We start from the raw sequence: 18,325 nt of genomic DNA on the forward strand, positions 1-18,325 counted from the left end.
TATGGAAAATAATAAAAACACTCACGGAAATCCTTACACAAAATTCGTTTTAATGCTTGCGGCATCTTTTGTGGCAATGTATATAGCGATGTATTTAAATACGTATGAAATAGACCATGTCTATTTCAGCTTCACCCGTTTTTATATGACGTGTTTGGGCATATCTGCTATGGCTTTAATCATGTTTTTCTTTATGAAGAAAATGTACAAAAACCGAAAAAAGAATACGGCAATTCTGTTGGGAAGCATGCTCCTATTTGGCAGCGCGCTTTTCTTGGTTCGGGCACAGAAACCAATTGGAGATGTTTTGTGGATGAAAGCAATGATTCCGCATCATTCCATCGCTATTTTAACGAGTGAAAGAGTGGATATCCAAGACCCCGAAGTAAAAAAACTGGCTAATGATATTATTGAAGCACAGCGCAAGGAAATTAGAGAGATGAAAGAAATGATTAATCGTCTTGAAAAACAAAAATGACACACACATACAAAATACACGGAATGACCTGCAACGGCTGCCGAGGCCATGTGGAAAATACTTTAAGTGAAATTGAAGGTGTTTCCAAGGCATCGGTAAATCTTGAAAAAGCTGAAGCGGTTATTGAAATGGAAAAACACATTTCATTGAACGTTTTTGAAAAAGCTTTGGAAGACGACGGTGGAAGGTATAGTATTTCCCTTCCCGACGATGCCGAAGCCGCGCAAAAGCATAAAAAGAAAAAGGAAGAGAAACGAGCCAACCAAAGCAGTTCTGGTACTTTCTATTGTCCTATGCATTGCGAAGGTGAAAAAACCTATGACAAACCCGGTGATTGCCCCGTTTGCGGAATGGATTTGGTAGAAGAGGCAAAAACTTCAACAAACTCGGCAACGGAATACACCTGCCCAATGCATCCCGAAGTAATTCGTGACGAACCGGGTTCGTGCCCAATCTGCGGAATGGATTTGGTGCCAAAGGAAGCCGACGAATCCGCCGAAAACAAATCCTATAAAAAGTTGCTGAAAAAGTTTTGGATTGCCGTAGCCTTTACGCTTCCCATTTTCATAATCGCAATGTCCGAAATGATTCCCAACAATCCATTGTACGATTTAATGCCAATGAAATATTGGAACTGGGTTCAATTCGGTCTTTCAATTCCTGTGGTTTTTTACGCCACTTGGATGTTTTTTGAACGCGCCTATCGTTCCATCAAAACCTGGAATCTCAATATGTTTACCCTCATCGGGATTGGTGCTGGAGTAGCTTGGATTTTCAGTGTTTTCGGGATGCTGTTTCCAGATTTTTTCCCCGCGCAATTCAAAACCGAAATGGGAACGGTACATGTTTATTTTGAAGCAGCAACGGTAATACTAACCTTGGTTTTAATGGGTCAGGTTTTGGAAGCCCGCGCTCATAACCGAACCAATTCCGCAGTAAAGGAATTGCTGAAATTGGCGCCCAATAAAGCTGTTCGGATTGTCGACGGAAAAGAGGAAACCATCGCAATCGATAAAATTGAAGTAGGCGATAAACTCCGCGTAAAACCGGGCGAGAAAATCCCCGTGGACGGCAGCATTCTTGAAGGCGAAAGCTCCATAGATGAATCGATGATTACGGGTGAGCCCGTGCCCGTTTCAAAAACCGAGGGCGACAAAGTAAGTTCGGGAACCATCAACGGGAAACAAACCTTCGTAATGAAAGCCGAAAAAGTAGGTAGCGATACCCTGCTTTCGCAAATAATCGAAATGGTAAACAAAGCCAGCAGAAGCCGTGCGCCCATCCAAAAACTGGCAGATAAAATTTCGGGTTGGTTTGTGCCAATCGTTGTTATGATTTCGATTATAACCTTTATCGTGTGGGCCATTTTCGGTCCCGAACCACAATATGTGTACGCATTGGTGAATGCAATTGCGGTTTTGATAATTGCTTGTCCGTGTGCCTTGGGTCTTGCCACGCCAATGTCCGTAATGGTTGGAGTAGGTAAGGGCGCCCAAAACGGAGTACTTATCAAAAATGCCGAAGCGCTCGAAACCTTGAATAAAATTGATGTTTTGATTATTGACAAAACCGGAACCATTACCGAAGGAAAACCTTCGGTGGAAAAAGTGGGTGCGACAGAAGATTTTTCGGAAGAAAAAGTGCTTCAATATATTGTTTCGCTCAATCAAAACAGCGAACATCCACTGGCCGATGCTACTGTTAAATACGGGAAAGAAAAGAATTCCGAAGTTTTAAAAACTACCGATTTCAATGCGGTTACGGGGAAAGGTGTTACAGGAATTATCAACGGCAAAAAGATAACGCTCGGGAACGAAAAGATGATGGAGGATGCTGGCGCAAATATTTCCGAAGCAATTCAAAAAGAAATTTCAGAAGAACAGCAAAAAGGCAAAACCGTGCCGATGCTTTCCGTAGATGGGAAAGTGGTGGGTTATGTTGTGATTGCTGATAAAATAAAGGAAACCAGTAAAAAAGCAATTGCCGAACTTCAAGAAAAAGGAATTCAGGTTATAATGCTTACAGGCGATAATCACGACACTGCAAAAGCCGTTGCCTCGGAATTAAACCTCAAAGATTTTAAAGCCGAAATGCTTCCGCAGAATAAACTGGAAGTAGTTGAAAAACTGCAAGCCGAAGACAAAAAAGTTGCAATGGCCGGCGACGGAATTAACGATGCACCCGCTTTGGCAAAAAGTGATGTGGGTATTGCGATGGGAACTGGAACGGATGTGGCGATTGAAAGCGCCGGAATAACACTGGTAAAAGGCGATTTGCACGGAATTGTGAAAGCTTTTCATCTAAGCGAAAAAGTAATGGGAAACATTAAACAAAACCTGTTTTTCGCTTTGATTTACAACACACTCGGCGTGCCGATTGCCGCTGGAGTGCTCTATCCGTTTTTCGGAATATTATTATCACCAATGATTGCAGCGCTGGCAATGAGTTTTAGCTCTGTTTCGGTAATTACTAATGCGCTTCGGTTGCGAGCCGCAAAAATTGATTAAACAATGAAAAATCTATTATACATACTTTTTATATTTCCACTCTGCGTTTTTTCACAGGAAAAAATAACGGGAACCATTACTGAAAATATCAATAACGAAGAAGTGCCGCTTGGCGGGGCAAACGTTTATTGGCTGAACACCCAAGTTGGGGCCGTTACTGATTTTGACGGTAATTTTGAACTGAATTATAAACCCGAATACAAGAAACTGGTCATCAGTTTTGTGGGTTATAAAACCGATACTATTTCAGTGAATTTTGCCAAAAGGATAACACATTCACTTACTTCCACTGCCAATCTGGATGAAGTTACGGTTACCGCACGGCAGAAGGCCACTTCGCGTTCCTTCATCCAAGCTACAAATACACTGAACGTAAGCAGTGCCGAACTTTTGAAAGCCGCGTGCTGTAATTTGGCGGAAAGTTTTGAAACCAATCCATCCATCGACGTGAATTTTGCCGATGCCATTTCTGGAACGCGACAGATTAAAATGCTTGGGCTTACCAGTCCGTACATTTTGATTACAACTGAAAACGTTCCGAGCATTCGCGGGGCTTCACAAGCATACGGTTTGAGTTTTATTCCGGGTACTTGGGTTGAAAGCATCCAAATAACCAAAGGTGCGGGAAGTGTTACAAATGGTTTTGAGAGCATTGCCGGGCAGATTAACGCCGAACTGCAAAAACCAACTACGGACGATAAACTTTTCGTAAACGCATACGGTGCAGGAAATGGCCGTTTTGAGTTAAATACACATCTTAACACAAAAGTTACTGATCGTTGGAGCACGGGGCTGTATATTCACGGAAATTTGCGGGAAACAGAGTTTGATAAAAACGATGATTCCTTTCTCGATGCACCGCTGATGCAGCAAGTAAATGTGATGAACCGCTGGCAATATACCGATACTGAAAACGGTTATGTTGGGTTTTTCAATGTTCGGTATTTAAATGATGAAAAGCAGACGGGCCAAACATTTTTCAATCCTGACACCGATCGCGGAACAACAAACGCGTGGGGAAGCGAAATAAAAACCCAGCGGTTTGATGTGTCGGGGAAATTTGGATATGTGAATCCAGATATTCCCTGGCGTACGGGCGGCTTGCAGCTGGCATACAGCCATCATGACCAAGAATCCTATTTTGGGTTAAATAATTACAACATTCAGCACAATAGTTTATACGGGAATTTCCTTTACAATACAATAATAAGCGATTCGCGGCACAAGATAAAAACAGGGTTGAGCGCAACCTATGATGGGTATGACGAATTGGTTTTGACCGAAAATTATAACAGGGTGGAGAATTCCGTTGGAGCTTTTTTTGAATATAATTTTGACAATTTGGGCGATCTTAATTTTACTGCTGGTATCCGTGGCGATATTCACAATAGATTGGGTGCGTTTATTACGCCGCGTTTTCATTTGCGTTATACGCCTTGGGAAAAATCTGCTTTTCGTATTTCTGCCGGAAGGGGAAAACGAAGTGCCAATATTTTCACCGAAAACCAACAGCTTTTTGCTACTTCACGTAGCTTGAATATTTTGGGTAATGGTGGAGAAATTTATGGATTGGATCCGGAGATTGCCTGGAATTACGGAGTTTCCTATATGCAGGGTTTCAATCTTTTCAATAGAAAAGGAGATGTAACTTTTGATTTTTACAGAACCGATTTTGTAAATCAAATTGTGGTGGACTGGGAAAATCCTTCGGAAATTAATTTTTATAATTTGGAAGGAGAAAGTTTTTCGAATAATTTCCAGGCAGAATTCAACTACAATCCGTTCACCCATTTTGATGTGCGATTGGCATATAAATATTACGATGTGGAAACAACTTATTTAAGCGGAAAAAAGCAGACTCCTTTAACGCCAAGCCATCGTTTTTTTGCAAATGCTTCCTATCAAACCCATCAAAGTGCAAAAGGAGCCAATTGGAAATTTGACGCTACCTTCAACTATTTGGGCGAGCAGCGCTTTGCTTCCACAGAAAGCTATTTGAACACTATAGGTCTTTCTGAATTCTCGCCTTCAGTTTCCACACTGAATGCGCAGATTACTAAAGTTTTTTCCCCTAATTTTGAAATCTATGTGGGTGGCGAAAATATTACAAATGTTACGCAGGAAAATCCAATTGTGGGAACCGACAATCCCTTTGGAACAACTTTTGACACTACCTACGTTTACGGGCCCATCTTTGGCAGTTCGTATTATGCAGGTTTAAGATATAGTATTAATTAAATATAAATTTTAAAAACAGAAAGATGAAGAAAATAATTGCAATTTTAGGAATACTCTTTATAGGAGTAACGGGTTTCGCGCAAAACAAAAATGCGAGAGCCACTATTGAGGTTGACGGCGTTTGCGGTATGTGCAAGGAGCGCATTGAAAAGGCTTCAATTCAGGCCAAAGGTGTGAAATCGGCTAATTGGAATGTGGAAACACACCAGTTGGACCTTATTTATAACGAGGGAAAAACCGATTTGACCAAAATTCAACAAAGCATTGCAGATACAGGGCACGATACACAAGACATAAAGGCAAAAGACGAAGTTTATGAAAAGATTGATCCGTGCTGCAGATACCGTGACCAGCAAGTAATTGACGATCACAAACAGGGTGGTGAATAATTTTAGGAGGATTTTATAATTTTCTTAATAATGAAGTTGGTGTGAATTTGGTAATTTGATTTCATAAAAATTTAAATTATGAAAAACGAAAAACTTATCCACGCTTTGGGCAATTGCATCACTCACTGTAATTATTGCGCAGATGCATGTCTAGATGAAGAAAATGTAAAAATGATGGTAAACTGCATACGCACCGATAGGGTTTGCGCGGAAGTTTGTAGTACCCTAAACCAACTTTTGGCTACCAACTATAAAGACATAGAAGATCTAGTTAAATATTGTGCTAAAGTATGCGAGGCCTGTGCAAAGGAATGCTCACAACACAAAGCAAAACATTGTCAAGATTGCGCTGAGGCTTGCAGAAAATGTGCCGAAGAGTGCCGTGCTTACTTAGCATAAAATTTGGCTGTTAAATTTAGCTAAGAAGAGAATAATTTAACAGTGGCTCCTTTTAATTTTATGGTGTTAATTCAAAAAAAGTAAGTGTTATGCCACAACAACAGCAAAGCAAGAAGCCGCAACCCGCAAAAAGCCCACAGGCTAAAAAGCAGGATAACAAAAAGGCTCCACAAGCTGCTCCTAAAAAGAAGTAGTTTTTGGTCGGTCACATTTTGACCCGAGAAACCATCCAGATTTAGAATTTGGATGGTTTTTTATTTTTAGAAATACAGTGTTCGTCTTTTTAGTAGATAAATCATTTTATATATTTTTACTCACTAAATTATTATTAAAATGAAACAAATTTTAGGAATAGGTTCCCGGATAAACCACCCCAAATACGGAAAGGGAGTGGTAACAAATGTTACCGCAAAAATGTATTGGGTAACCTTTATTGAAAACGGCCTTGAAACAATCTCCACAGACGAGGATTTTGAGATCATTGATGCCGCCGAGGACGAGGTGGACACCGTAAGTTTTTACGAAGTAGAAAAAAGCCTTCGCGATATTTTAAAAAAATGGAACGGCTTCAGTGAACTAGTGCCATTAGCCGACAAATGGAAAGGCGGAAGCATGGTCTTAAAGCCCGCTGATTCAAATTTAGCTTCAAAGGAAATTCCTATCGATACTTTTTTTCACAAAATTGTAATGCTTCGCGATAGATTGCGAGTTATGGAACAAAAAATCAATTCTAGTAAAGAATTGGCCGAACAGGATAAAATAGATTTGCAGCAATACATAACACGGTGCTATGGTAGCTTAACTACGTTTAATGTTTTGTTTAAGAATAATTCACAACAATTTAAAGGAGAAAGCGCTGGTAAGTAATCTTTTTTTATCTGTGGTTTCTATAGAAAATTCACTATCTTTTTGAGTATAAATTGAAATGTTAGTTTAACATTATCTTTACAATTTTAAAGATTGTGTTAAAATGCCGTAAATCTCCTTAGTTTGCATTATTGGGGCAATTGTTCATAAAGTGTTTGAAAATATTTTAAAATATTTTCAAACACTTTTTTTTAATTCGCTTTTTTTGAAGTCTTCCGAAAACGTAAGAAAATCAACGCTTTGCAAAATTTTATGTTAAAAATTAAGTTGTGAGAGTGTTTTTAAAATAACTTTTTGATAAAATTTTCATAATCTACTTCCTATAAAAGTTGGAATTGTAAGATTTTATTGGCACTTTTGGAGTGCTAATTCAAACAAACAAAAAAATGAAAACAAAGTTTAGTGGAATTTTAACACTATTATTAGTGTTGGTTGTGCAGCTCGCTTTTGCACAGGAAAAAACAATTTCCGGAATGGTGACCGATGACACGGGTCTGCCGCTTCCAGGAGTTAACATAATTATAAAGGGTACAAGTACCGGAACGCAGTCGGACTTTGATGGTAATTATACCATTGAGGCTGCAGTGGGACAAACGCTTGTTTATAGTTATGTAGGTTTTGAGACCCAAGAGATTGCTGTTGGGGCTTCAAATAAAATTGACGTTACAATGCAGGCTGGTTCAGTTTTGGACGAGGTAGTTGTAACTGCACTTGGTGTTTCCCGTGAAAAACAATCATTGGGTTACTCAACGCAGCAAGTAGAAGGAGAAGATATCTCTACAGTAAAGGGTAACAACTTTACAAATGCACTTTCAGGAAAAGTTTCCGGTCTTCAAATTAGAAGAAACAACAACCTTGGTGGTTCTACCAACGTAGTTATTAGAGGTAACACCTCTTTAACTGGTGATAACCAAGCATTGTTTGTGGTTGATGGTGTGCCAATTAGTAACAGAAATACTAACGACGCTGCACAAACTCAGGCAAGGGGTAATTACTACGATTATGGTAATGCTGCTGCGGATATTAACCCGGACGATATTGAGTCTATTAACGTGCTTAAAGGTGCGGCTGCATCTGCACTTTACGGTTCACGTGCTGCTAACGGTGTAATTATCATTACTACCAAAAAAGGTAAAAAAGCGAAAGGCTTAGGAGTAACTATTAACTCTAATGCTACTGTTGGTTTTGTAGATAAGAGCACATTTGCTGAGTATCAAAATCAATACGGTCCTGGTTATGGTGATTACTTCACCTTTGAAGATATTAATGGAGACGGTATTGATGATCAAGTAGAAAACTATGTTGATGATGCATCTTACGGTCCTGCATTTGACCCTAACTTGTTTATCTATCAGTGGGATTCATTTGATCCTTCGTCGCCCAATTACTTAAAAAAATCTCCGTACGTAGCTGCTGAGAATGGGCCATTGACATTCTTCGAAACTCCTATTACATTAACCAACTCCATTTCTATTTCAAATGGACTTGAAAATGGTTCATACCGTTTGTCGTATACTAAACTAGATCAATCTGGATTATTGCCAAATAGTACTTTAGACAGACACAACTTTATCTTTAGCGGAACATATGATGTTTCTGAAAAATTGACAGCTAGTGGATTTGCCAACTATATTAAAACTGATGCTTTGGGTCGTAACTCTACCGGTTATAACGACAACGTTGTAGGTAACTTTAAGCAATGGTGGGCAGTTAGTACAGATATTAAACAGCAAAGAGATATTTATTTTGCAACCCGCAGAAACGTAAGCTGGAACCCAGGTACTTCTGAGCCTGGAGCAGCCCCGATATATTGGGATAACCCATATTGGACTCGATATGAGAACTATCAAAATGACGGAAGAAGTCGTTTTATTGGTAACTTTGAGCTAAACTATGAGTTAGCTGAATGGGTAAATGTAACAGGTAGAGTTTCTACAGATACATATAATGAAAACCAAGAAGAGCGCAGAGCAGTTGGTTCTGTAGCAACTTCATTTGGTGTAGCCCGTGGAAACGTGGATTCAGGGTATTTAAGAAGAGATATTACCGCTACAGAAACAAACTATGATTTGATGTTTAATTTTGATGCCGATTTTTCTGAGAGCATCAGCTTTGCAGGTATCTTAGGGACAAATATTCGTAGAAATGAATTTAATTCAATAACATCTTCTACAGCCGGTGGATTGGTAGTTCCAGGTTTATATTCATTGCAGAACAGTGCATCACCGCTTCCAAATCCAGTTGAAAGAGCTGAAAAAATTGGAGTTGATGGTGTTTATGCAAGTGCATCTTTTGGTTTTGGAAATGTTGTATTCTTGGATGGTACCATCAGAAGAGACCGTTTCTCTACATTGCCTGAGGATGAGAGTGCATTCTACTACCCATCTGTATCTACAAGTTTTGTGTTCAGTAAATTGCTGAATGTAAATGCTATTTCTTTTGGTAAATTACGTTTGAACTATGCTGAGGTAGGTAACGGAGCTCCGTTTGATAGATTGGTTGATACTTATACGATTAATAATGATATAGGAACTTCTATTCCAAACGTATCAAATAATCCAAACCTTAAGCCTGAAACTACAAAAAGTTACGAAGCAGGTTTAGAAATGCGTTTTGCAAATAACCGTTTAGGTTTTGATGTGGCTTACTACAAGTCAAACTCTATTGACCAAATTGTAACAGTGCCAATTTCTGCTGCTACTGGTTATACAGGAAAATTATTGAACGCTGGTGAAATTGAAAACACTGGTATTGAGGTTTCCTTAAATGCAATGCCTGTTAAAACTGATAATTTTAGCTGGGGCTTAAATGTTAACTGGTCTCAAAATGACAACGAAGTTGTTGAGTTACCTGACGGTATTGAAACCTTACAGTTAGGTAGCTTTCAGGGAGGTGTTACAATTAATGCTGTAAAAGGTGAGCCTTATGGAGTAATCTATGGTCAAGACTATGTTTACTTAAATGGTGAAAAAGTTGTAAATCCTGATAACGGAAGATATCTTAAGACTCCAACTTCAAATAATATTCTTGGAGATACAAACCCAGATTGGTTAATGGGTATTTCGAATACCTTGACTTATAAGGATCTTTCTTTTAGTTTCCTTATTGATATACAAGAAGGTGGAAGCCTATTCTCATTAGATCAATACTATGGTCAAGCTACTGGTATTTATGCCAATACTGCCTTTACAAACGATCTTGGTAACCCTGTTAGAAATCCTTTAGATGAAGGTGGTGGATTTATCAACCCCGGTGTAAACCCTGATGGTTCTACAAACACAACTAGAACTGATGCAAATGGATTTAGTGCTTTTGGTTATGCCGCACTTCCTGCTGCTGAGTTTGTATACGATGCAAGCTACATAAAACTTCGTCAGGTTTCACTTACTTATAATTTACCTTCAAAGTTCCTTGATAATACTTTTATGACTGGTTTGTCTTTCAGTGTTACTGGATCTAACTTGTGGATTATTGATAAGAATTTACCTTACGCAGATCCAGAAGCAGGTTTGAGTTCTGGTAACCTTCAAGGATATGTTACAGGTTCATTGCCAACTACCCAGGATTATGGGTTTAACATTAAAGCACAATTTTAATACATAGAAAAATGAAGAAACTGATTTTAATTTTAACTGCGGCTATATTTGCCGTGTCGTGTTCAGATAACCTTGAGGACCTGAACCAAAATATAAAAGATCCTACTACGGTTAGTGGTGAGAGTTTGTTCGCATCTGCCCAAAAGCAACTTGCGGATCAAATTGTTACTCCTAACGTAAACCTAAACAACTTACGTTTATGGACGCAACAATTGCAGGAGACTACTTATACTGATGAGAGTCAATACGATCAAATAACTCGTGCTATTCCTGATAACCATTGGAGAGAGATTTACAGAGATGTTTTAAAAGATCTTAAGGAATCTGCAAGAGTTATTACAGAAACAGATAATGATCTTACCAATAATCTTAAGCCTAACAAATTGGCTATTATTGAGGTATTAAATGTTTACGCATTTAGTAATTTGGTAGAAACTTATGGAGATATTCCTTATTCTGAAGCATTGGATATTGATAACCTTCTGCCTGTATATGACGATGGTTTAACTGTCTACAAAGACTTGATTTCTCGTTTGAATGCTGCTATCGGAAGTATGAATACTTCTGTAGGTAGCTTTGATGGGTCAACCGACCTTATATATGGTGGTGATGTTGCACAATGGAAGAAGTTTGCTAACTCTTTGAAATTAAGAATGGGTATTATGCTTTCAGATGTAGATGCTGGTTTGTCAAAGTCTACGGTTGAATCTGCTTTTTCTAGCGGTGTATTTACAAGCAATGCAGACAATGGTAGTTACCAATATTCTGCTGCTGCTCCAAACAATAACCCTATGAACGACAACTTAGTCCTTAGTGGACGTAACGATTATGTTGCTGCTGTGACTATAATTGATATAATGAATAACTTAGAAGACCCAAGAAGACCATCATATTTCACCGATGTTGACGGCGAGTATATTGGAGGACAAATTGGTGAAATTTCTGCTTACCCAGATTATTCCCACGTAGCAGATGCTTTAGTAGATCCTACAGCTCCTGGAGTTTTACTTTCTTACGTAGAAGTTAGATTCTTATTGGCTGAAGCTGCTGCAAGAGGTTATTCTGTTGGTGGAGACGCTGCTACTCATTATGCTGCTGCTATTACAGCTTCTTTTGATTATTGGGGAGCTCCTGATGTAGCTTCATATTTGGCAAAACCAGAAGTGGATTACGCTAGTGCACTTGCCACTAGTACTTCTACTCCTGCTTGGAAACAAGTGGTTGGTGTACAAGCATATTTAGGACTTTACAATAGAACTTTTGCTAGTTATCTATCTGTTCGCCGTTTGGATTATCCAATCTTAACCGAACCAACTGATGCTCAGTCAGGGTTCCCAACTCGTTATACATATCCAGTAGTAGAGCAAACTCTTAATGGTGCAAACTATGAAGCTGCTGCTTCTGCAATTGGTGGTGATGCTCCAGAGACTCAACTTTTCTGGGATAAGTTTTATACTTTTGACTTTTAATAAATAGTGTATTACACACTCTATTTAATAGAAATCCCCGGCTCATGCCGGGGATTTTTTTATATCTATTTTTAAAGAAATATTGATACCTGAAAAGCGTTATATTTATGATAATCCCTAAATGCTACCATTTATACTATGTCATTATTTTTTCTATCTGAAGCCTATGCTCCTTGGCTCGCGCCTTATGCATATGCAGTTGTATTACTTGGGTTTGCATTTTTTCTTTTCAGGGTTTTTGAAAATTGGTATGCAGCAAATTTTGACAAACCACTCTACAGGCATTATTTTGTTTATAAAAAACTCTCCGATTCAAAATTAAAAATACTGGAAAAGGATTTCATCTTTTACAATAAACTTTCTGAAAAACATAAAAAGCAATTTCAACACAGAGTAGCCCAATTTATTTCTGAAAAAAAATATGTGGGAAGGGATGATTTGGTCATTACCGACCATATGAAAGTGCTGGTGGCGGCAATTGGCTGTATGCTTAGTTTCGGTAGAAGAAATTATAGTTATTCCCTAATAGATTTCATACTTATCTATCCCGCTGAGTTTTTTAGCGCGGTCAACAAAAACTACCATAAAGGAGAATTTAATCCTAGAGAAAAGGCATTGGTACTATCATGGAAAGATTTTGAGGAAGGATTTGCTATAAGTAATGATAATTTAAATGTGGGAATTCATGAATTTATGCACGCAATGCAACTAGAGGCCAAAAAAAACCGAGACTTGGATTCAATTCGTTTCGCAAAACAATTTCAAAATATTCTAAGGCAATTAACTAAGCCTGAGGTAAAAGATCAATTAGACAGAACAGAGTATTTTCGTGCTTACGCATTTACCAATCAGTATGAATTTATGGCTGTGTTGGCTGAATATTTTTTTGAATCTCCACAAGACTTCAAGCGTATTTTTCCTAAAATATACTTCCACACAAAAAAAATGCTGAATTTTAATTTTGCAGGTTATTGATTTTTGTTTGAAATGTGTTCCAAAATTATTTTTGCGTGTATTCTGGAATTCTCAATAAACCATTTATGGGTTTCCATTCCGCCGCAAATTACTCCGGCCAGATAAAGTCCTTTTATATTACTTTCCATTGTTTCGGAATTATAAGTTGGATAGCAATTTCCATCATCACTAAGCTTAATTCCCAATTGGTTTAAAAAAGCAAAATTTGGTTTATAGCCTGTTAGCGCCACCACAAAGTCGTTCTTAATTCTAATGGGTCCTTTGGAAGACTTTATTAAAACTTCCGATTTTGTGATTTTTTCAATTTCAGAATTAAAATATGCTTTTATACTACCCTCCTTAATTCGGTTTTCAATATCGGGTTTTACCCAATATTTTACACGTTCACCTATTTCAGAACCTCTGACTACCATTGTTACTTCGCCGCCCTTTCGCCATATTTCCAAAGCCGCATCAACAGCAGAGTTGCTTGCCCCAACCACCACTATTTTTTGCATTACAAAAGGATGTGCTTCTTTGTAGTAATGCATCACTTTTGGCAATTCTTCTCCAGGGACATTCAGCATTTTTGGAATGTCATAAAAACCAGTGCTAACGATAATGTTTTTAGCGATATATGTGCTTTTGTCAGAAATAATTTTGAAGTATTCACTTTCTTTTTTGGCAGTAATAATCTCTTCGTATAGGTTTATGTGAAGATTATTTGAAGTGGCAACTCTTCGGTAATATTCCAGAGCCTCATTTCTGTTAGGCTTGGGATTGTTGCTTATAAAAGGGATGTTGTCAATCTCTAATTTTTCCGAAGTGGAAAAAAAGGTCATATTCAAAGGATAATTGTAAATTGAGTTGGTGAGCGCTCCTTTCTCTACCACAACATAATCCAAGCTCATTTTTTTGCATTCAAGGGCACAGGCTATGCCTATGGGTCCCGCGCCAATTATTAGAACGTCTTTCGTTTTTTTGTCAATAGACATTCAAAAAAATTATTTTAAGATTTCCTTTAAGTCAGAAATGGTTTGCGATGGATTGCTTGCGCCAAAAACATAACTGCCCGCCACCAAAACGTCGGCACCTGCATCAACCAACTGCTTAGCGTTCTTATTTGTTACGCCCCCGTCTATTTCAATTTTGGTTGAAGCACCATTGGCCTCAATAATTTGCCGAAGTTGTTTTACTTTTTTATAGGTGTTTTCAATGAAGCTTTGTCCACCAAAGCCTGGATTTACACTCATCATGCAAACCAAGTCAATGTCGTTGATGGTATCTTCAAGCAATGCAACATTTGTATGTGGATTAATGGCAACCCCGGCCTTCATTCCCTCAGCTTTTATTGCCTGCAGCGAACGGTGAAGATGTGTACATGCTTCAAAATGTACGGTGAGAATGCTTGTGCCAAGGTCTGCAAAATCTTTTATGTAACGATCGGGATCAATAATCATTAAGTGAACGTCCAGTGGTTTCTTGGCGTGTGCTGCAATACTTTTTATAACTGGCATTCCGAAAGAAATATTCGGCACAAAAACACCATCCATTACATCAAGATGAAACCAGTCGGCTTCACTGTTGTTAACCATTTCAATATCGCGCTGAAGGTTCGCAAAATCTGCTGCAAGTATGGATGGGGCTATAATTGTATTTTTCATATAACTTATAGTAAGAAAGGTTCGATAAGTGATTTTATGTTTTTTGGATATTTGTTTTCAAAGTCATAATTAGAAAGATAAGTATTCAATCTTTCAATATCTGCTTTGGTTTTTAATATGCTGAAGTTTGCTTCGTAATTCTGAAAAATTCGGTTTTCAATTCTTTGGTCAAAAATCATTAAAATGTCTGTGTGTCTTTTATCTTTCCGAATTTTTGAAAACAATTCTTTCACGGTTTTTTTACTACCCTCCAATACTTGAAGAAAAAAATTATTGTTGTAAAGAAGGGCGCCAGTTATATTCAACGATGGGTTCATTTCTATTATAAATTCAAACAATTTTTCTAACTCTGGATTTTTCAGGGTTTCGGCTTGCTTGCTTAAATAACATATTGTATGCTCCATGCTGCTGTAAAGATAGAAAAAACCTCCGGTAATCAGCCGGAGGTCATTCATCAATCAAAAAACGAACAGTATTTTCTCAGTAAAACTGAGAAACTGATACTGTAAGTTATCTTTATGGGAGTTACCCCAAATAGGTCATCAATATTTTGCTTCGCGAAGTGTGTTTCAATCTGCGAATCGCTTTTTCTTTAATCTGGCGTACGCGTTCACGGGTAAGATCAAAGGTTTCGCCTATTTCTTCCAAGGTCATCGGGTGCTGGTCACCAAGCCCAAAGTACAAACGGATAACGTCAGCCTCTCTTGGGGTCAAGGTTTCCAAAGCACGTTCAATTTCCGTGCGAAGTGATTCGTGCAATAAAGAACGGTCTGGGTTTGGACTTTCACCGCTACGCAAAACATCGTAAAGGTTACTGTCTTCTCCTTCAACAAGCGGTGCATCCATGGATACGTGACGGCCAGAATTTTTCATGGATTCCTTCACGTCATTAATGGTCATATCCAGCTCCTTTGCAATTTCCTCTGCGGAAGGAGGGCGCTCATTGGCTTGTTCAAGATAGGCATACATCTTATTTATCTTGTTGATGCTTCCAATTTTGTTCAATGGCAACCGCACAATACGTGATTGCTCTGCCAAAGCTTGTAAAATTGACTGACGAATCCACCAAACTGCATACGAGATAAATTTGAAACCACGGGTTTCGTCAAAACGTTGCGCGGCTTTAATAAGGCCAAGGTTTCCTTCATTAATAAGGTCTGGAAGGGTAAGTCCTTGGTTTTGGTATTGCTTCGCCACCGAAACTACGAAACGAAGGTTAGCTTTGGTCAATTTTTCCAAGGCGCGCTGGTCACCCGCTTTTATGCGCTGTGCCAATTCTACTTCTTCGTCTGCGGTGATTAAGTCAACTTTTCCAATTTCTTGAAGATACTTGTCTAATGAAGCAGTTTCCCTATTGGTTACCTGCTTTGTAATTTTAAGTTGTCTCATTAAGGTTTGTCCTGTAGATTAAGGTTTAAACTTGTGTATTGAGTTATACGTAACAATTACGGAAAAGGTTACAAAAGTTTTAGATTTTTTTTAAAATCTTCTTAAAATTAAACTACAGAAGCAATTTAATTATTGCTCTAAAGTATCTTTCTTTTTAATATTTGCAGAATCTAGCTCGTTTTTGTTTTTTAAAATTAAACTGTCAATTTCTTTTTTGTCTTGGGTTACAATTTGTCTTCCGTCACGGCTGTTGTAATAATAATATTTTTCTGAAACTGTAAAAGTTTCATCTAAGCTTTTACTTTTTGAAACCTTTTTTTCAGAAGTATTAATTGATTTTTTCCCTTCTGATTTCTGTGAAGAATTTACAGGCTGATTTTCTTCAACCGTTGCTATTTTACTCAACTTTTCATCTGGGAGTTCTGCGGAAAGTGAATCAATCGGTAAAGCTTTAGTGGATTTTACATCATTTACTTTTTCCGGGGAAGAAACGGTATTTTCCAAAATTTCATTATGCTTTTTTGTTACAGTTGAATTGATTTTCAAAAAATCACTGTTGCCAAAAAGCAAAAACGCTCCCAATAAAGTTAAAATCACACCTCCCGAAATCCAATAGTAAAAAATTCTTTTTCTACGGTGTTTTTCTTCGTCAAGCGAAGTATTTATTTTCTCCCAAAGTGTATTTTTGGGAACTTTTTTTCCTTTGTGCAGCTTATTTTCAAAAAGCTTTCCTATGTCTTTTTTTTCTCCCATTTCAATATGTTTTTGGGTTAATTGCCTTGCTTAACGCAATGATTTTATCGCGTAAAATGAGTTTTGCCCGATGATAGTTTGATTTTGAAGTTCCTTCGGAAATATTTAAAAATGACGCAATTTCTTTGTGTGAAAAACCATCCATTTGGTAAAGATTGAACACAAGCCGATACTGATCCGGTAAATCCTGTATTAGAGCCAAAAGTTGGTCCAGCGAAAGGTTTTCTTCCTTTTCAACTATCACTTCATCTTCGAATATATCCTCTTTAATTTCAATATTCAGGGGCTTTTTTGTTTTGTATTTATCAATTGCTTTAAAGATTGTAATTCGTTTCATCCAACCTTCAAAAGAACCCTGGTTTTTATATGTTTTTAATTTTTTAAAAATTGTTAAAAAAGCATCGTGCAGGTTGTCTTCGGCATCGGCTTCGTTTCTGCAATATTTCAGTGAGGTAAAATATAGGGTGTCTTTGTACTTTCGGAACAACTCATTTTGTGCTGTCCGGTTATTCTTAATACACGCTTTTATAAGTTCAGCTTCCTTCAAATAAACTTTGAAATTTTAGAAACAGTTAATGGCTTTTAAAACAATGGGTACACCGGAAACCTGAATCCCGTTATTTATATTATCAAATCTAACATAAATTACCTGTGGATTTTCCCTGTTTTCATACATTAAATTGGTTATGGGATTTAAGCCCTCCAGCATGTCATCGTAATTTTCATAGTAATTCCAAGTAACGGTTGAAGGGTCTGGAATACCCGAAAATGGAAAGAAACATTCAAAATAACTTTCCAAATCAAATATAGCCCTGCCTGAATTTGGCTCGGTTTCGCATTCCTCAAAGAGAATTTTTCTACAAGGCTCGTAACAGTCCTTGATCAGGGAAATACGATCTGTACCATTTTCAATTTGTATTTGCCCAGGGTCAAAACTTGTTATTTTCCAATCAAAATTCCAATCATCACTTACGTTTTCATTTCCCGTCAAAAAAATATTGAGATGTAATTCATCTTCTATAAAATAGGAAACCCAAGTTCCGCCGAAAGCGTTCTCTTGAAAATAAAGCGCTGCATTCCCCAAATTGCTCACTTCAAAATACGAGCCGTCGTATTCGCTGTTGGGGCCCTCCAAATGATTTACCATCCAAATACACGAAGTTTCGGTTAGGATATTATTGCAGGTAATAACCGTGTCGGCTCCCAAACAGTGATCTATTGCTTCTTTCAACTCTTCATTGTTATTAATAGTGTATGGCTGGCCGTCATTTAGAATACTGGTGATAGGATAGCTTAAACTTATGGATTTATCTTCCTCTAATGCACCCAAAAACTCACTGAATTCAATATCACTTTTTATTATCTGGTAGCCGAAAATATCCATATTTTCATCATAAATTAACAATGTAAAGGCGTAATTAAAGTCAATACAAGTAATTTCATTGTCAAAATCATTACCGGCAGCGCGCTCAATAAGATTATAAAGTTCAGAATCTACTTTGATAACCTTCGAAGGATCTGCTTTGCTTATGGGTTCGTTTTCACAGGAAGATAAGACTGTAAGAAGTATGAGAAGCGATAAAAACCAAATATTTTTCATAAATGTATCATTACGTTATTAC

General features: G+C 37.8%; 16 protein-coding genes. 9 read left to right on the forward strand and 7 right to left on the reverse strand.

Features of this window, described 5'->3' with window-relative positions; all coding sequences use genetic code 11:
* Position 1: 1 nt before the first annotated feature.
* From AC58DT_RS13460 to AC58DT_RS13500, 9 genes are all read left to right on the forward strand, one after another.
* On the forward strand, positions 2 to 478 hold the full coding sequence (locus tag AC58DT_RS13460; protein WP_497217337.1) for a DUF305 domain-containing protein: 477 nt from the start codon (positions 2 to 4) through the stop codon (positions 476 to 478).
* Positions 475 to 2,985, forward strand: a complete 2,511-nt coding sequence (locus AC58DT_RS13465) for a heavy metal translocating P-type ATPase (protein ID WP_497217338.1) — start codon at positions 475 to 477, stop codon at positions 2,983 to 2,985. Before AC58DT_RS13460 ends, AC58DT_RS13465 begins: the two co-directional genes overlap by 4 nt.
* Before the next feature lie 3 nt (positions 2,986 to 2,988).
* The gene (locus AC58DT_RS13470; protein ID WP_497217339.1) at positions 2,989 to 5,223 is read left to right on the forward strand and encodes a TonB-dependent receptor; all 2,235 of its coding nucleotides are present in this window, start codon (positions 2,989 to 2,991) and stop codon (positions 5,221 to 5,223) included.
* 23 nt (positions 5,224 to 5,246) lie between these two features.
* Complete coding sequence (locus tag AC58DT_RS13475; protein WP_497217340.1) at positions 5,247 to 5,612, forward strand: heavy-metal-associated domain-containing protein; 366 nt, start codon at positions 5,247 to 5,249, stop codon at positions 5,610 to 5,612.
* A 78-nt stretch (positions 5,613 to 5,690) separates the two neighbouring features.
* Positions 5,691 to 6,011, forward strand: a complete 321-nt coding sequence (locus AC58DT_RS13480; RefSeq protein WP_497217341.1) for a four-helix bundle copper-binding protein — start codon at positions 5,691 to 5,693, stop codon at positions 6,009 to 6,011.
* A gap of 333 nt (positions 6,012 to 6,344) precedes the next feature.
* Positions 6,345 to 6,878 carry a DUF8685 domain-containing protein gene (locus AC58DT_RS13485; RefSeq protein WP_497217342.1) on the forward strand — a complete coding sequence of 178 codons (534 nt, stop codon included), beginning with the start codon at positions 6,345 to 6,347 and terminating at the stop codon, positions 6,876 to 6,878.
* 386 nt (positions 6,879 to 7,264) lie between these two features.
* On the forward strand, positions 7,265 to 10,474 hold the full coding sequence (locus AC58DT_RS13490; protein WP_497217343.1) for a SusC/RagA family TonB-linked outer membrane protein: 3,210 nt from the start codon (positions 7,265 to 7,267) through the stop codon (positions 10,472 to 10,474).
* An 11-nt stretch (positions 10,475 to 10,485) separates the two neighbouring features.
* Entirely contained in the window at positions 10,486 to 11,943 is a 1,458-nt protein-coding gene (locus tag AC58DT_RS13495) for a SusD/RagB family nutrient-binding outer membrane lipoprotein (protein WP_497217344.1), read from the forward strand.
* Positions 11,944 to 12,081: 138 nt separating this feature from the next.
* Positions 12,082 to 12,918, forward strand: a complete 837-nt coding sequence (locus AC58DT_RS13500; protein ID WP_497217345.1) for a zinc-dependent peptidase — start codon at positions 12,082 to 12,084, stop codon at positions 12,916 to 12,918.
* Here AC58DT_RS13500 and AC58DT_RS13505 read toward each other — a convergent pair.
* The 7 genes from AC58DT_RS13505 to AC58DT_RS13535 form a co-directional block, all read right to left on the reverse strand.
* Positions 12,912 to 13,892 (reverse strand): YpdA family putative bacillithiol disulfide reductase, encoded by a 981-nt coding sequence (locus tag AC58DT_RS13505; protein ID WP_497217346.1) that lies wholly within the window; start codon positions 13,890 to 13,892, stop codon positions 12,912 to 12,914. The genes AC58DT_RS13500 and AC58DT_RS13505 overlap by 7 nt on opposite strands.
* Before the next feature lie 9 nt (positions 13,893 to 13,901).
* Positions 13,902 to 14,561 (reverse strand): ribulose-phosphate 3-epimerase, encoded by a 660-nt coding sequence (rpe, locus tag AC58DT_RS13510; protein ID WP_497217347.1) that lies wholly within the window; start codon positions 14,559 to 14,561, stop codon positions 13,902 to 13,904.
* 5 nt (positions 14,562 to 14,566) lie between these two features.
* On the reverse strand, positions 14,567 to 15,016 hold the full coding sequence (locus tag AC58DT_RS13515) for a BLUF domain-containing protein (protein WP_497217385.1): 450 nt from the start codon (positions 15,014 to 15,016) through the stop codon (positions 14,567 to 14,569).
* A gap of 70 nt (positions 15,017 to 15,086) precedes the next feature.
* Complete coding sequence (locus AC58DT_RS13520; RefSeq protein WP_045080767.1) at positions 15,087 to 15,950, reverse strand: sigma-70 family RNA polymerase sigma factor; 864 nt, start codon at positions 15,948 to 15,950, stop codon at positions 15,087 to 15,089.
* Between the two features lie 129 nt (positions 15,951 to 16,079).
* A complete protein-coding gene (locus tag AC58DT_RS13525; RefSeq protein WP_497217348.1) occupies positions 16,080 to 16,703 on the reverse strand; it encodes a hypothetical protein in 624 nt (207 codons plus the stop codon).
* Position 16,704: 1 nt separating this feature from the next.
* On the reverse strand, positions 16,705 to 17,250 hold the full coding sequence (locus AC58DT_RS13530; protein ID WP_497217349.1) for an RNA polymerase sigma factor: 546 nt from the start codon (positions 17,248 to 17,250) through the stop codon (positions 16,705 to 16,707).
* Between the two features lie 15 nt (positions 17,251 to 17,265).
* Positions 17,266 to 18,303: an FIDD domain-containing protein gene (locus tag AC58DT_RS13535; protein ID WP_497217350.1), complete on the reverse strand. Its 1,038-nt coding sequence runs from the start codon at positions 18,301 to 18,303 to the stop codon at positions 17,266 to 17,268.
* Between the last annotated feature and the right edge of the window lie 22 nt (positions 18,304 to 18,325).

The sequence above is a fragment of the Aequorivita sp. CRS11 genome (genome assembly GCF_059693805.1).